At 73.3% G+C, this 15075-nt stretch carries 12 protein-coding genes; 3 read left to right on the top strand and 9 right to left on the bottom strand.

The window, feature by feature from the left end:
• Positions 1-249: 249 nt before the first annotated feature.
• The 3 genes from uvrC to uvrA form a co-directional block, all read right to left on the bottom strand.
• On the bottom strand, positions 250-2400 hold the full coding sequence (uvrC, locus tag BMW99_RS10005; RefSeq protein ID WP_069462194.1) for an excinuclease ABC subunit UvrC: 2151 nt from the start codon (positions 2398-2400) through the stop codon (positions 250-252).
• Between the two features lie 129 nt (positions 2401-2529).
• Entirely contained in the window at positions 2530-2982 is a 453-nt protein-coding gene (locus BMW99_RS10010; RefSeq protein WP_069462195.1) for a Rieske (2Fe-2S) protein, read from the bottom strand.
• Between the two features lie 141 nt (positions 2983-3123).
• Entirely contained in the window at positions 3124-6117 is a 2994-nt protein-coding gene (gene uvrA, locus BMW99_RS10015) for an excinuclease ABC subunit UvrA (RefSeq protein WP_069462196.1), read from the bottom strand.
• Positions 6118-6447: 330 nt separating this feature from the next.
• Between uvrA and BMW99_RS10020 the strand changes: the two genes are divergently transcribed.
• Both BMW99_RS10020 and BMW99_RS10025 read left to right on the top strand, forming a co-directional pair.
• Complete coding sequence (locus tag BMW99_RS10020) at positions 6448-7179, top strand: maleylpyruvate isomerase family mycothiol-dependent enzyme (RefSeq protein ID WP_069462197.1); 732 nt, start codon at positions 6448-6450, stop codon at positions 7177-7179.
• 4 nt (positions 7180-7183) lie between these two features.
• Positions 7184-7840, top strand: coding sequence for an MBL fold metallo-hydrolase (locus BMW99_RS10025; RefSeq protein WP_069462198.1), 657 nt, complete (start codon positions 7184-7186; stop codon positions 7838-7840).
• Positions 7841-8030: 190 nt separating this feature from the next.
• On the opposite strand, the gene BMW99_RS10030 is transcribed toward BMW99_RS10025, so the two are convergent.
• Positions 8031-8480, bottom strand: a complete 450-nt coding sequence (locus BMW99_RS10030; RefSeq protein WP_069462199.1) for a hypothetical protein — start codon at positions 8478-8480, stop codon at positions 8031-8033.
• Positions 8477-8956: a hypothetical protein gene (locus BMW99_RS10035; protein WP_069462200.1), complete on the bottom strand. Its 480-nt coding sequence runs from the start codon at positions 8954-8956 to the stop codon at positions 8477-8479. The genes BMW99_RS10030 and BMW99_RS10035 overlap by 4 nt, the downstream gene beginning before the upstream one ends.
• Positions 8957-8995: 39 nt before the next feature.
• Here BMW99_RS10035 and BMW99_RS10040 point away from each other — a divergent pair, with 39 nt between their 5' ends.
• Positions 8996-9952 (top strand): helix-turn-helix transcriptional regulator, encoded by a 957-nt coding sequence (locus BMW99_RS10040; RefSeq protein WP_075016650.1) that lies wholly within the window; start codon positions 8996-8998, stop codon positions 9950-9952.
• A 3-nt stretch (positions 9953-9955) separates the two neighbouring features.
• Here BMW99_RS10040 and BMW99_RS10045 read toward each other — a convergent pair whose 3' ends face one another.
• The 4 genes from BMW99_RS10045 to BMW99_RS10060 form a co-directional block, all read right to left on the bottom strand.
• Positions 9956-11026 (bottom strand): cytochrome c oxidase assembly protein, encoded by a 1071-nt coding sequence (locus BMW99_RS10045; RefSeq protein ID WP_075016651.1) that lies wholly within the window; start codon positions 11024-11026, stop codon positions 9956-9958.
• A 203-nt stretch (positions 11027-11229) separates the two neighbouring features.
• On the bottom strand, positions 11230-12216 hold the full coding sequence (locus BMW99_RS10050; protein WP_075016652.1) for a TerC family protein: 987 nt from the start codon (positions 12214-12216) through the stop codon (positions 11230-11232).
• A gap of 95 nt (positions 12217-12311) precedes the next feature.
• On the bottom strand, positions 12312-14360 hold the full coding sequence (locus BMW99_RS10055) for a TerD family protein (RefSeq protein WP_075016653.1): 2049 nt from the start codon (positions 14358-14360) through the stop codon (positions 12312-12314).
• Between the two features lie 102 nt (positions 14361-14462).
• Positions 14463-15041, bottom strand: a complete 579-nt coding sequence (locus tag BMW99_RS10060) for a TerD family protein (protein WP_069462158.1) — start codon at positions 15039-15041, stop codon at positions 14463-14465.
• Positions 15042-15075 lie beyond the last annotated feature (34 nt).

Raw genomic sequence — 15075 nt, forward strand, 5'->3', positions numbered from 1 at the left:
GGTGGCCGGTGTCACCCCCGTGCGCGTGGCCGTGCTCCTCCCCGGGCTCCGTCCCGGGCCCGTCCCCGGGGTCCTGGCCCGGGTCCTGGCCCGGGTCCTGGCCGAACTGCTGGGCGGGGCCGGCGGGATCCTGCCCCGGATCGCCGGGGTTCCGTGGCTGGGCGGCTGCCTCCGCCCTTTCCGGTTCCGGTTCCTGCGCCTGTGTCCGTCGCTGTGCCGACTGTTCCATGCTGGTCGCGTCCTGCTCGCTCATGTGCTGTTCCCCCGATGGTCGGACGGGACCGCAGTCAGCGGCGCCGCGTCGCTGTCCTCGATGATCTCGCCGGTCGCGGTGTTGACCGCGGGTGCGGCCGGGGCCGCGGACGCCAGGGCCGCGGCGACCGTCTCCGCCGTACGGCGGCCGATGCCGGGGACCTGGCAGATCTCCTCGATGGTCGCCGCGCGCAGCCGCTTCAGCGAGCCGAAGTGCTTCAGCAGCGCCTGCCGGCGCGTCTCGCCGAGGCCGGGGACGGTGTCCAGGGCGCCGGCCTTCATGGACTTGGAGCGCTTGCTGCGCTGGTAGGCGATGGCGAAGCGGTGCGCCTCGTCACGCACCCGCTGCAGCAGGTACAGGCCCTCGCTGGTGCGGGGCAGGATCACCGGGTCGTCGTCGCCGGGCAGCCACACCTCCTCCAGCCGCTTGGCGAGGCCGCACACGGCGACGTCGTCTATGCCCAGCTCCCGCAGCGCCCTGCTCGCCGCGGCCACCTGCGGCTGGCCGCCGTCGACCACCACGAGCTGCGGCGGGTAGGCGAACTTGCGCGGGCGCCCGGTCTCGGGATCGATGGGTCCGCCGGCCACCTCCGGGGTGTCCCGCTCCCCCGGGCCCCGCGCGGGGCCGCCGCCGGGCGGCCCGCCGTCCGGGCCCGCGCCCTCGGGCAGCCCGTCGCCGGGCAGCCCGTCCTCCGGGACGTCGCCGTCCCACTCGCCGGTCCGCTGCTTCTCCTGCAGGTAGCGGCGGAAGCGGCGGGAGATCACCTCGTGCATGGAGCGCACGTCGTCCTGGCCGGCGAACGACTTGATCTGGAAGCGCCGGTACTCGCTCTTGCGGGCCAGGCCGTCCTCGAAGACCACCATGGACGCGACCACGTCGTCGCCCTGCAGGTGGCTGATGTCGTAGCACTCGATGCGCAACGGCGCGGTGTCCAGGTCGAGGGCGGTCGCGATCTCCTCCAGCGCGCGGGACCGGGTCGTCAGGTCCGAGGCGCGCTTGGTCTTGTGCAGGGCCAGCGCCTGCTGCGCGTTACGCTGCACGGTGGCCAGCAGGTCCTTCTTGTCGCCGCGTTGCGGCACCCGCAGGCTCACCTGGGAGCCGCGGCGCTCCGACAGCCACTCGGCGAGCGGTTCGGCCGGCTCCGGCAGCGCGGGCACCAGCACCTCCTTGGGCACGCCGCCGCTGCCGCCGGACTGCTCGGCGTCGCCGCTCTCGTCGCCGTACAGCTGCTGCAGGGCGTGCTCGACCAGTCCCGCGGTGTCGACCGCCTCGACCTTGTCCGTGACCCAGCCGCGCTGGCCGCGCACCCGGCCGCCGCGGACGTGGAAGATCTGCACGGCGGCCTCGAGTTCGTCCTCGGCGACCGCGATCAGGTCGGCGTCGGTGGCGTCCGCGAGCACCACCGCGTTCTTCTCCATGGCGCGGCGCAGCGCCTCCAGGTCGTCCCGCAGCCGGGCCGCCTGCTCGTACTCCATGTCCGCGGCCGCGTCCTTCATGCGCTGTTCGAGGCGGCGCAGATAGGTGCCGGTGTGGCCGGCCATGAAGTCGCTGAACTCCTCGGCGAGTTCGCGATGGTCCTCGGCGCTGATCCGGCCGACGCAGGGCGCCGAGCACTTGCCGATGTAGCCGAGCAGGCAGGGCCGGCCGATCTGCGCGGAACGCTTGAACACCCCGGCGGAGCAGGTGCGGACGGGGAAGACGCGCAGCAGCAGGTCGACGGTCTCGCGGATCGCCCACGCGTGCGCGTAGGGGCCGAAGTAGCGCACGCCCCTGCGCTTGGGACCGCGCATCACCTGGACCCGCGGGAACTCCTCGTTCATGGTGACGGCGAGCGAGGGATAGCTCTTGTCGTCCCGGTACTTGACGTTGAACCGCGGGTCGAACTCCTTGATCCAGGAGTACTCCAGCTGGAGCGCCTCGACCTCGGTGGTGACGACCGTCCACTCCACGGAGGCCGCGGTGGTGACCATGGTCGCGGTGCGCTGGTGGAGGTTGGTGATGTCCTGGAAGTACGACGACAGGCGCGACCGCAGGCTCTTCGCCTTGCCCACGTAGATGACCCGGCCGTGCTCGTCCCGGAACTTGTAGACCCCGGGAGAGTCGGGAATCTGGCCCGGCTTCGGTCGGTAGCTTCTGGGGTCTGCCATGCCTCCCACCCTACTGGCGGGAAGTGACAATCCTGCCTCCGGCGCGGTACGGGAGGCTGGCCCGGAGACGAGTGCCCGGCGGCCGCCCGTGGCCCGCCGTCCCGAGGGTGGTCCGGGGGTGGTCCGGGGTCAGGACGAGGCGGGTCCCGCGGTGAGCTTCCCGCCCGCCTCGGTGACCGGCACGGCGGGCAGCGCCCGGGTCGCGGGCCCCTGTACGACGGCACCGGTGAGGGCGTCGAACTTGCTGCCGTGGCAGGGGCAGGAGGCCGTGGTGCCGTCCACCGTGTCCAGCACGCAGCCCTGGTGCGTGCAGACCGCGCTGAACGCCTTGAAGGCGCCCTGGGAGGGCTGCGACACCAGCACCTTGTCGTCCCGGTAGAGCTTGGCGCCGCCCACCGGAACCTCCGAGGCCGCCCCGAGGTCGGCGGCGGCCGTCGGGCCGGCGGACGAGCCCTTCTTGGCGCCGCAGGCGGTCAGGCCCGCTCCGGCGGCCGCGGCGGCCCCGGCCAGCGCCGCGCCCCGCAGGACGGTACGGCGTCGCGCGGTGGGGTCCGTCGTGGGGTCCGTCGGCTCGCTGGACATGGGCTCTCCCGGGGTGGGGCGGGCGCACCGCGGCGCCGGCCCGTCCACCCGGGACGCGCCGGCGCCGGCGTGGCGCCCGCGACGATCTCGCGAACCGACTCTACGGGCCGCGGCTGTCGATCCCCTCTGAGCCCCCGCCCGTCAGGCCCGGCCGGCCGCGCGCTTGCGCGGCGCGGACTTCTTCGCCGCCGCGCCCGTCTTGGCGCCGGTGCCGGACTTGGCCGCCGCGGTCTTGGCGGAGCCGCCGGAGGCGGCCCGCTTCCTGGGCGCGGGCACCGCCGCGTCACTGACCGCCTCGGGGCTGAGGATGTCCCGCAGGAACTTCCCGGTGTGGCTCGTCGGAACGCCGGCGATCTGCTCCGGGGTGCCCTCGGCGACCACCAGGCCGCCGCCGCTGCCGCCCTCGGGGCCCATGTCGATGACCCAGTCGGCGGTCTTGACGACGTCCAGGTTGTGCTCGATGACGATCACCGAGTTGCCCTTGTCGACCAGGCCGGACAGCACCTTGATCAGCTTGCTGATGTCCTCGAAGTGCAGCCCGGTGGTCGGCTCGTCCAGCACGTAGACCGTGCGGCCGGTCGAGCGCTTCTGCAGCTCGGAGGCGAGCTTGACGCGCTGCGCCTCACCACCGGACAGCGTCGGCGCGGACTGGCCGAGCCGCACGTAGCCCAGCCCGACCTCGTTGAGGGTGCGCAGGTGGCGGGCGATCGTCGGCACCGCCTCGAAGAAGTCCAGCGCCTCCTCGATCGGCATGTCCAGCACCTCGGCGATGGACTTGCCCTTGTAGTGCACTTCCAGCGTCTCCCGGTTGTACCGGGCGCCGTGGCAGACCTCGCACGGGACGTAGACGTCCGGCAGGAAGTTCATCTCGATCTTGATCGTGCCGTCGCCGGAGCAGTTCTCGCAGCGGCCGCCCTTGACGTTGAACGAGAAGCGCCCCGGCAGGTACCCGCGGACCTTCGCCTCCATCGTCTCCGCGAACAGTTTGCGGACGTTGTCGAAGACACCGGTGTACGTCGCCGGGTTGGACCGCGGGGTGCGGCCGATCGGCGACTGGTCGACGTGCACGACCTTGTCGACCAGGTCGTCGCCGTCCACCCGGGTGTGGCGTCCGGGGACGCTCCTGGCGCCGTTCAGCTCGCGGGCCAGGTGCGTGTAGAGGATGTCGTTGACCAGGGTCGACTTGCCGGAGCCGGAGACGCCGGTCACGGCGGTGAGCACGCCGAGCGGGAAGGACACGTCGATGTCCTGGAGGTTGTGCTCGCGGGCGCCGTGCACGGTCAGCCGCCGCTTGCGGTCGATCGGCCGCCGGATCTCCGGCGTGGGGATCGCCCGCTTGCCGGACAGGTACTGGCCGGTCAGCGACTCGTCGTTGCGCAGCAGCTCCTTCAGGGAGCCGGAGTGCACGACCTTGCCGCCGTGCTCGCCGGCGCCCGGGCCGATGTCGACGACCCAGTCGGCGGTCTTGATGGTGTCCTCGTCGTGCTCGACGACGATCAGGGTGTTGCCCAGGTCCCGCAGCCGCACCAGCGTCTCGATCAGCCGGTGGTTGTCGCGCTGGTGCAGGCCGATGGACGGCTCGTCCAGCACGTAGAGCACGCCGACCAGGCCGGAGCCGATCTGCGTGGCCAGCCGGATGCGCTGCGCCTCGCCGCCGGACAGGGTGCCCGCGGCGCGGTTCAGCGACAGGTAGTCCAGGCCGACGTCGACCAGGAAGCGCAGCCGCTCGTTGACCTCCTTGAGCACCCGCTCGGCGATCTTGCGGTCGCGGGCGTCCAGCTTCATCGCGCCGAGGAACTCCGCGCAGTCGCTGATGGACATCGCCGAGACCTCGGCGATGGACCGGCCCTCGACGGTGACCGCGAGCACCACGGGCTTGAGCCGCGCGCCGTGGCAGGTCGGGCACGGCACCTCGCGCATGTAGCCCTCGAAGCGCTCCCGGCTGGAGTCGCTCTCGGAGTCCTGGTGGCGCCGCTTCACGAACGGGATCGCGCCCTCGAACTGCGCGTTGTAGACCCGCTCGCGTCCGTAGCGGTTCTTGTAGGCGACGCGGACCTCGGACTTGTGGCCGTACAGCAGGGCCTTCTTCGCCCGCGCGGGCAGGCCGGCGAACGGGATGTCGGTGCGGAAGCCGAGCTCCTGCGCCAGGCCGTCGACCAGGCGGTCGAAGTAGCCCTTGGACATGCCGCCGGTCCACGGCGCGATGGCGCCCTCCTCCAGCGACTTCTCCTCGTCCGGCACGACCAGCTCGGGGTCGACCTCCATCCGCGAGCCGATGCCGGTGCAGTCCGGGCAGGCGCCGAAGGGCGAGTTGAAGGAGAAGGAGCGCGGCTCCAGCTCCTCGAAGGACAGGTCGTCGTACGGGCAGTACAGGTGCTCGGAGAACATCCGCTCACGCTGCGGGTCGTCCTCGGGCAGGTCGACGAAGTCCAGGATGACCATGCCGCCGGACAGTCCGAGCGCGGTCTCCACCGAGTCGGTGAGGCGGCGCTTGGCGGAGTCCTTGACGGTGAGGCGGTCGACGACCACCTCGATGGTGTGCTTCTCCTGCTTCTTCAGCTTCGGCGGGTCGGTGAGCTGGACGGTCGCGCCGTCCACCCGGGCCCGGCTGTACCCCTTGGTCTGCAGGTCCGCGAAGAGGTCGACGAACTCGCCCTTGCGCTCGCGCACCAGCGGCGACAGCACCTGGAAGCGGCTGCCCTCCTCCAGCTCCAGCACCCGGTCCACGATCGCCTGCGGCGACTGCCGGGAGATGGGGCGCCCGCAGACGGGGCAGTGCGGCTTGCCGATCCGGGCGAAGAGCAGCCGGAGGTAGTCGTAGACCTCGGTGATGGTGCCGACGGTGGAGCGCGGGTTGCGCGAGGTGGACTTCTGGTCGATCGAGACGGCCGGCGACAGGCCCTCGATGAAGTCCACGTCCGGCTTGTCCATCTGGCCGAGGAACTGCCGGGCGTAGGAGGAGAGCGACTCCACGTAGCGGCGCTGTCCCTCGGCGAAGATCGTGTCGAACGCCAGCGAGGACTTGCCGGACCCGGAGAGCCCGGTGAACACGATGAGCGAGTCCCGGGGCAGGTCGAGCGACACGTTCTTCAGGTTGTGCTCGCGAGCGCCACGGACGGTGAGTCGATCGGCCACGCCAGTGCGCACCTTTCATAGAGAAGCAGGGGGTGGTCTGTGTGAGGGACCCTCGGGATTCCGTGGTGATCCGGAAGCCTGGAGCCGGCACCCCCCAGTCAGCGTAAACGGGGTGCCCTCGGCATTTCTTCCTGTTGCGGTACCTGCGTGCCCTCCCGGGCCCTGCAACGCCGTCCGGGATGGCATGTCCGAGCGTATAGCACGCGCATTCGATTTACGCGCCCGCGCCGCCGGGTTCACCCGATCGTGTGCGGCGCGCTAGCGTCGGGGGACGGCGCGACGGCGTCGACGTGCAGGCCCGCCGTGCAAGGACGCACCCAGGGAGGCCCCGTGACCGTTCAACGACCCGACCCCGAACGCGACACCGTCGCCGTGACGAAAGCCACGACGGAACTGCTGGAGGCGGTGTCGGCGCTGTCCCCGGACGCGCTCGCCGAACCGTCGCTGCTGCCCGGCTGGACCCGCGGCCATGTGCTGGCCCACGTGGCGCGCAACGCGGACGCGCTGGTCAACCTGCTGACCTGGGCCATCACCGGTGTCGAGACACCCATGTACGGCGCGGGCGACGCCCGGGACCGCGCGATCGGCGAGGGCGCGGACCGACCGCTCGCCGACCACCTCGCCGACCTGCGGGAGTCCGCCGACCGCTTCGCGCGGACCGCCGCCGAGGTGCCCCCCGCGGGATGGGCGGTGCAGGTCACCGGACGCACCGGCCTGGTCTTCGCGGCCGCCGAGATCCCCTGGCGGCGGCTGGTCGAGCTGCGGCTGCACCACGTGGACCTGGGCATCGGCACCACCTGCGGGGACCTGCCCGCGGACTTCGCGGCCCGCGAGCTGGAGTGGCTGATCGACCGGCTCTCCGGGCACGAGGGCATCGCCGCGGTACGGCTGCACGACACGGCCGCCGGGCTGAAGTGGACGATCGGCGCCGCCACCGAGCCCGATCTCACGGTGAGCGGCGACACGGCGGCGCTGCTGGCGTGGGTCGCGGGCCGCGGCACGGGCGACGGCCTGTCGGCGAGCCCGCAGCGCCCGCTGCCGGTGCTGCCGCCGCTAGGCTGAGGCCATGGCGTACACGGGAGAGGTCACGGTCGGCGGCACACCCGACGTCCACGAGCTGGGCGACCTCATCATCACCAAGGTCGCGGTCGGCCCGATGGACAACAACGCGTATGTGCTGCGTTGCCGGGCCACCGACGCGCAGTTGCTGATCGACGCGGCGAACGAGCCGGCGACCCTGAGGGAGGTGGTGGGACCCGACGGCCTGGAGGCCGTGGTCACCACCCACCAGCACGGCGACCACTGGCAGGCGCTGGCCGAGATCGTGGACGCGACCGGCGCCCGCACCTACGCGGGGCGGCGTGACGCCGACGGCATCCCGGTGCCCACCGACGTCCTGGTGGAGGACGGCGACACCATCTCCTTCGGCCGCATCCGGCTGACCGCCCGGCACCTGGTCGGCCACACCCCCGGCAGCATCGCCCTGGTCTACGACGACCCGCACGGCCACCCGCACGTCTTCACCGGCGACTGCCTCTTCCCGGGCGGCGTCGGCAACACCCACGACGACGCGGCGGCCTTCACCGCCCTCCTGGACGGCGTCACCACCCGCCTCTTCGACGTCCTCCCCGACGAGACCTGGGTCTACCCCGGCCACGGCAAGGACACCACCCTCGGCACCGAGCGCCCGCACCTCAAGGAGTGGCGCGAGCGCGGCTGGTGACCACCCGCGCACCCGCGAAGGCCCCCGGCACCCGCCGGGGGCCTCTTCCGTGCCATCCCTGCCGACGGGCCCTCGGCGCGGACCGGAGGATACGTCCTCATGGCGCCCGGGCGGGTCCGCACGGAGCCGGGCGGGGCCGGGCTGGAGTACCTGGACCACCAGGGCCGCACCGCGCCCTGCTGACGGCCCGTCACCTCCGGGTGAACTCCATGATCCAGTTGGTGACCCAGGTGGTGCCGCCGTCCTGGGAGAACGCCTGCTCCCAGCGGGCGGTGGTCTCGGTGATGCCGGACCACACGAAGCGCGCGGTGACCGGCTTGCCGGCGTGCGTGTCCTCGCCGTGGAACTCGCCGCGGCCGTCGGTGAACCGGCCGGTGACCGGCGGGAAGAGCGTCCCGGTGCGCTTGCTCGCCCAGTACAGCGACCACTCCTCGCGCTCGGTGTCGAACAGCCGCAGCGTCAGGCCGGAGAACCCCTTGGTCGGGAACTCGATCTCGTCGAAGCCGGCGCCGCCGTCGAAGTGGCGGGAGGCGTGGCTGACGCCGGGGAACTCCTCCCAGCCGCTCGCCGCGTCGAGGAAGTCGGTGCGCCAGCGGTTGGCGACGTCCCAGGTGCCGGCGAGGAAGTCGAAGTCGTTCATGAGCGGTCTCCTGTGGTGCCGTCGGGAAGCGAGTCGGTGAGGTAGGCGGGCAGGTCGGGCCGTTCGGGCGCGAGCATGTGCCGCACCCAGGCGTCGCGTTCGTGCAGCAGCGGCGGCAGTTCCCAGACGCAGCCGATGAGCCGCGGCTCGAGGACGACGAAGTGCGCCGGGTCGCGGTCGGGGCAGCCCAGGACGGGCTGGCCGGCCGCGGCGCCGCGGAAGTGGAGGGCGTTGTCCCAGGCCCAGGTGTAGGCGTTGAGATAGGCGCCGTCGTCCCCTCCCCGGTGGAGGACGACGAACGCGGCCGGCGGCGTGCCGTCGGGCTCGGGCAGCAGCCGGGGCAGGATCGCGTAGGCCGCCTTCTCGACGTCCGGCTCGATGCCGGCCGGGTCGGCGGTCACGTGGTAGCGCTTGATGTGGCGGCCCGCCACCTCCACCGGGGGCGGCGCCGTCAGGAACTTCTCCGTGAAGGGCATGGCTGGACGCTACGGCGACTTCACTGACAGCCTGTGTCAGTGAAGTCGAGCCGGCTGCTGTCGATCCTGCTGCTGCTCCAGACCCGCGGCCGGATGACGGCCGAGGACCTGGCGGGCGAGCTGGAGGTGTCGGTCCGCACGGTCTACCGGGACATCGAGGCGCTGCACGCCGCCGGGGTGCCGCTGTACGGCGACGCCGGGCACAGCGGCGGCTACCGGGTGCTGGACGGCTACCGCACCCGGCTGACCGGGCTGACCAGCGGTGAGGCGGAGGCACTGTTCCTGTCGGGCGTGCCGGGGCCGGCCGCGGAACTGGGCCTGGGGCCCGCGCTGGCGGCCGCGCAGCTGAAGCTGACCGCGGCCCTGCCGGCGCCGCTGCGCGCCCAGGCCGAACGCATCCGCTCCCGCTTCCACCTCCAGGCGCCGGGCTGGTACGCCGAGGACGACCCGGTGCCGTTCCTCGAACAGGTCGCGGACGCGGTGTGGCACGGCAAGGTCCTGCGGGTGCGCTACCGCCGGTGGAAGGAGCCGACCGACGTCGACCGCCGGCTGGAACCGTACGGGCTGGTCCTCAAGGCCGGCCGCTGGTACGCGGTGGCGGGCCCGGGACCGCGCACCTACCGCGTCGACCAGATCCTCGAACTGGCCGCCACCGGCGAGCGGTTCGAGCCGCCCGCGGACTTCGTGCTGGCCGAGCACTGGGAGCGCTACGAGGCGGACTTCCTGGCGCGGCTGCACCGCGGCGAAGCGGTGGTCCGGCTGTCCCCGGCCGCGGCCGGGCGCCTGGCGGGGGCGGCGGCGCGGGCGCTGGCGGCGACCGGGCGGCCCGGACCCGACGGCTGGACGCGCGCCGTGCTGCCCATCGAGTCGCTGGAACAGGCCCACGGCCACTTCCTGGCCATGGGCGCGGACGTCGAGGTGCTGGAACCGCCGGAGCTGAGGGAGCGGCTGGCGGCGACGGCCCGGGCGCTCACCGCCGTGTACGGCGGTGGATGAGGCTCAGCGGCGGCGGCGCATCCGCGTGCCGACCTCGCCCTGGTCGGTCTCCCACCAGGGGCGGGTCATCCCGGGCGCGACGGCGGGCCCGTCGGCAGGGGCGTCGGCGCCGGTGCCGGCGGCGGGCCCCGCGGTCCCGGGCGCGGTGGCGGGGGTGGCGGTGGCCGGGGTGGCCGTGGCGGTGGCCGGGCCGGCGGGGGCGGGGACGGTCTGCGCCGCGAGCGCCTCGCGATCGAGCCGGGCGTCCAGCTCCGCGGTCCTGCCCCGCTCGGCGCGGGCCCACTCCAGGAAGACCAGCAGCAGGAAGGGCAGGGCCACGAGTTCGGCGAGGGTGAGCATCAGGCCGCCGCCGAGCATCTGGTCGTGCCGCACCGACGGCCCCCACGTCCGGGGATGCGCGGCGTACCAGTGCCCGGCGACCAGGGTGCCGCTGGTCATGACGACGATGCCGGGCACGGAGTCGAAGAGCCCGTCGAAGAAGACCAGGGCGGCGCGCACCGGATGGCTGCACCAGGCCGGCAGCAGCTCCTGGCGGCTGAGCATGGGCAGCACGAACAGGCAGCCGGTGAGCAGCAGTTGGAGGTGCATCAGCTGCAGCACCAGCCCGTTGCCCAGCGCGGTCGCGAAGTAGGGCGTGAAGTAGATGCTCAGCTCGGACGCGAGCACCAGCACCGAGCTGACCAGCGGGTAGGTCAGCGCGCGGACCGCCCGGGAGCCGAACGCGCGGCGCATCCGCCCGTCGGGGTCGGCGAGGGCGAGCGGGTCGCCGAGCGCCAGGCCGAGCGGGGCGAACAGGTCGAGCAGGATGTTCTGCACGGCGGCCGGCCAGAACAGCACCTTGTCGTAGACCGCGAGCGAGGACATGGTGGCGACGGCCAGGGTGCCCAGGCCCAGGACGAGGAACGCGGCGGTCCGCCACAGCGGCCACGGCTCGCCGTTCCGCCGCCGGCGCCGGACGCCGTAGGCGTAGCCCGCGCCGAGCAGCACGATCACCGCGAGCGCGGGCAGGTCGAGCTGCCAGGCGTCGAAGAACCGGGATCCGGTCAGCTCGGGCAGAGCCTGGGTGCTGGCCACAGCCGCGCCTTTCCACGTGAACCGTCCGCTACGGGGGCCACGGTAGCCCCCGTGCGGCGGCGGCCCGCGCGCAGGGCGGGGTGGTCACTGGCGCGCGTCACGGCGCGCGGGCCGCGTCGCGCGCCGTCCGGGGGACGGCGCACACACGCGGCCCGCGCGGGACCGGGCCGGGCTCAGGGCGGCGCGGGGCCGCCCGGCGCGGTTCAGACGTCGACGGTCTGCCGTTGGCGCTCCTCCTCCGCGGCCGCCTCCTGGCGGCGGGAGGCCATCAGGCTGGTGACCGTGGTGACCGTCAGGACGCTGCCGATGACGCCCAGCGAGACCGGGATGGAGATCTCGGGGACGTGCACCCCGGCCTCGTGCAGGGCGTGCAGCACCAGCTTCACGCCGATGAAGCCGAGGATCACCGAGAGACCGTAGGACAGGTGGACCAGCTTCTTCAGCAGCCCGCCGATCAGGAAGTACAGCTGCCGCAGGCCCATCAGCGCGAAGGCGTTCGCGGTGAAGACGATGTACGGGTCCTGGGTGAGGCCGAAGATCGCGGGGATCGAGTCCAGCGCGAACAGCACGTCGGTGGTGCCGATGGCCAGCATCACCACGAGCATCGGGGTCATCAGCCGGCGGCCGTTCTCCCGGACGAACAACGCGGTGCCGTGGTAGCGGTCGGTCGACGGCACGCGCCGCTCGACGGCCTTGAGCAGCCGGTTCTCCTCGAACTCGGCCTCCTCCTCGTCGGCCCGGGCCTCCTTGACCAGCTTCCACGCGGTCCAGATGAGGAAGGCGCCGAAGAGGAAGAACACCCAGCTGAAGCTGGCGATGACGGTAGCTCCGGCGGCGATGAACACCGCGCGCAGCACGAGAGCGATGAGCACGCCGACCAGCAGCACCCGCTGCTGGTACCGCGACGGCACCGCGAACTTCCCCATGATCAGGACGAAGACGAAGAGGTTGTCGACACTGAGCGACTTCTCGGTGATGTAGCCGGCGAAGAACTCGCCGGCCGGCTGCCCGCCTCCGAAGAGGTACAGCCCGAGGCCGAACAGTGCGGCGAGGGCGACCCAGACTCCCGTCCAGATCCCGGCCTCGCGAAGGGACACGTCGTGCGGAGTGCGGCCGATGACGAAGTCGGCGGCGATCAGGGCACACAGTCCTGCGATGGTGAGCGCCCAGAGGGTGAGGGAGACGTCCACAGATCCTCCGGCAGATTCAGTACGTCTGAAGAACGGTACACGAATCACCAAGGAAAGGTAAAGGTAAACCCAAGTGCGCAGGTCAGCGCCGCGCCTCAGGGTCCATAGGCCGGACGGGCAGCGGCGAGGCGCCGCAGCACCTGGGTGAGCACCCGGCTGCCCGGTGGGACCGGCGACGGCTCGTACGTCCAGGCGTGGCCCACCCAGGGGTCGGCCAGATGGTCGCTGGGCAGCGGGGTGAGCCGCAGCAGCGACCGCCACAGCGGGTCGAGCACCGGACCGTACGCCGCGGCGTCCTCGCGGTCGGCGACCAGCAGCAGGTGCACGCCCGCCGCCGGCCCCTCGTCGGCGAGGTACCGCAACTGGTTCACCGTCCGGTCGTCGAAGGCGTACGGGAACTCGTTGACGATCAGCAGCTGCTCGGCGGTGTCGAAGCCGGGCGGCAGCGCGTCGGGGGCGCCGGCGCGCATCGCCATCTGCAGCAGGTCCACCCGTTCGGTGAGCCGGCCGAGCACCTCGTTGACGCCCGCGACGCCGGACGACGGCGGCGGCAGCACCAGCGCCCCGCCGGCCTGCAGCGGCGCCAGCGCCTGCGCACCGGATCCGGCGGGGTCCAGGGCGTGCACCGCGAAGCCGCCGGCGGGATGCGAGGCGAGCAGCCGCGCCGCGATGGACACCGCGGTGTCCATCGCCACCCGCCGGTCGTCGGCGCTGTCGATCCACAGCCCGCGGTTGAGCGGCAGCCGTGCCAGCAGCGGGATCCGCAGCTCGGGCGCCTCGGGCAGGCTCAGCGTGCCGAGCCGCACCGCGAGCGGCCGCTCGTCGGGCACTTCGTAGGCGTGCCAGCACGGGTTCTCCCAGCCGGCGAACGGCGGCGGCAGCGCGGGCTCGACGACCTCGGCCTCCGCGGTGAGCTGCGCCAGGTCCCGGTCGAGCACGGCGCGGGCCTGGTCGACCAGGGCCATCTGCTTGAGCTCGGCCGCGTCGCGCGCGGCGTCGGCGGCCGTCCCGCCGCGGGTGCGGGGGTCGGCGAGCAGCCGGTCCATCTCCTGGTCGTAGCGGGACTGCGCGAAGTCCTCGGCGCTGCGGTAGGCGGCGACGGTCCTGGCCAGGTCCTCGAACATGCCCCAGATCTGGTTGTGCAGCCGCTCCTCCATCGTCCAGCCCGCGGCGTCACCGGCGACGGGCACCGGCGGACCCGGCGGGTCCTGCCGGTCCGCGCCCTGCGGCTGCCCGCCGCCGGGCGCCGGCGCCTGGGCCTGGCCGGGGAGGGACGGCGGCCGCGCGGGGGCGGCGGGAGCGGTCCCGGAGGCGGTCGCGGAGGCGGTCGCGGCGGCGGCGGCGGTCGCGGCGGCGGCCTTGCGGCGGGGGTGCTGGTAGTCGATGCGGCCGCCGCCGGGAGCCGTGGCAGGATCCGCCGCCGTGCTTCCGGCCGCGCTCGCTGCCGTGTGCGCCGGCGCGCCTCCTGCCGCGCTCGCTGCCGTGCTTCCGGCCGCGTGGGCCGGCGTGGTCGCTGCCGCGCCCGCGGCGGGAACGCGGCGGGGCGGGGCGGCTGGCAGGGGGGCGGGCGGCGCGACCGAGCGGGCGAGTTCGCGCTCGGCGGCGTGGTGGATGCGGCCCGCGGTGGCCGCCGGCTCCGGCACGCCCTGGTCGGCGAGCAGGGCCTGCAGCCCGCCGGCGTAGCCCTGGCCGACCGCCCGGATCTTCCACGCGCCCTGCCTGCGGTACAGCTCCGCGGCCAGCAGCGCGGTCTCGGCGCTCAGCCCGGTGATGGTGAAGCCGGCGATCCCGGTGCCCTCGGGGGTGGTGACGGCGATGTGCGGGGCGGGGACCGCACCGAAGTCGGTGGCCGAGTCGGGGCGCCCGCCGGGCAGTGCGAGCAGGACGTGCACCCGGTGCACGGAGTCCGGCATGGCGCCGAGGTCGACGGCCAGCCGGTGCTCGGCAGCGGCCTGCCGCGGTACCTCCACCCCGGGCAGCTGCGGTTCGCCGGGGTGCGCGAGCCACCCCTGCTGGCCGCTGACCCGCCCCTGGTCGTCTCCGAGAGTGACCGCGGCCACCACGGGGGTGCCCGCCGACACCCGGATCTCCAGCCGGTTGCCGGGCAGCGGATGGTTCTGCCCGCGGACCAGTTCGGCCGTCATGGCCGCCCCCCGTTCCCGTCGTCGGTGTGGTGTGTCCGGCCCTCGGGCGCGGGCCCGGCCGGCGCGTCGCCGGCGCCGGCCGGTGCGCGTGCCGGCCCGCCGCTACAGCGAGGGCAGGATGGCCGGCATCAGGTCCTGGAAGGTGCGGCCGTTGGCGGGCGTGCCGATGGCCGTCATCGTCCAACCGCCGGAGCCCCGCTGCACCTTGGCCATGATCTGGGCGGTGTAGGAGCCGCCGCCGGTCAGGGTGTAGCGGGCCAGTTCCTGGCCGTTGGTCTCGTCGACCAGGCGGCAGAAGGCGTTCTGCACCTCGGCGAAGCTCTGGCCGGTGAACGAGTTGACGGTGAAGACGATCTGGTCGACGTGCACCGGCACGCGGGCCAGGTCGACGAGGATCGACTCGTCGTCGCCGCCCTGCCCGGCGCCGCCGACGAGGTTGTCGCCGGTGTGCCGGACCGAACCGTCGTCGCTGGTGAGGTGGCGGAAGAACACCACGTCCACCGGCTGCTTGTCGGCGAAGAGCACAGCGGAGGCGTCGAGGTCGATCTCCCGGGTGCGGCTGCCGAACAGCCCGCGGCGCGGCGCGGCCTGCCAGCCCAGCCCCATCCTGACCGCGGTCAGCGATCCCCCGTCCGCCTTGCTCAGGCTGATCTTCTGGCCCTTGGTCATGTTGACCGTCACGCGCTGTCCCCTCTCACCCGTCACTTCGTGTGCG

This window comes from Actinacidiphila rubida (assembly GCF_900110255.1).
GTDB classification, from domain to species: Bacteria; Actinomycetota; Actinomycetes; order Streptomycetales; family Streptomycetaceae; genus Actinacidiphila; species Actinacidiphila rubida.

Excerpts from the sequence above, each read along its gene's own strand:
- BMW99_RS10025 (WP_069462198.1), top strand. The coding sequence starts at position 7,184 with ATGGCGTACACGGGAGAGGTCACGGTCGGCGGCACACCCGACGTCCAC.
- BMW99_RS10030 (WP_069462199.1), bottom strand. The coding sequence starts at position 8,480 with ATGAACGACTTCGACTTCCTCGCCGGCACCTGGGACGTCGCCAACCGC.
- BMW99_RS10035 (WP_069462200.1), bottom strand. The coding sequence starts at position 8,956 with ATGCCCTTCACGGAGAAGTTCCTGACGGCGCCGCCCCCGGTGGAGGTG.
- BMW99_RS10055 (WP_075016653.1), bottom strand. The coding sequence starts at position 14,360 with ATGACGGCCGAACTGGTCCGCGGGCAGAACCATCCGCTGCCCGGCAAC.
- BMW99_RS10010 (WP_069462195.1), bottom strand. The coding sequence starts at position 2,982 with ATGTCCAGCGAGCCGACGGACCCCACGACGGACCCCACCGCGCGACGC.
- uvrC (WP_069462194.1), bottom strand. The coding sequence starts at position 2,400 with ATGGCAGACCCCAGAAGCTACCGACCGAAGCCGGGCCAGATTCCCGAC.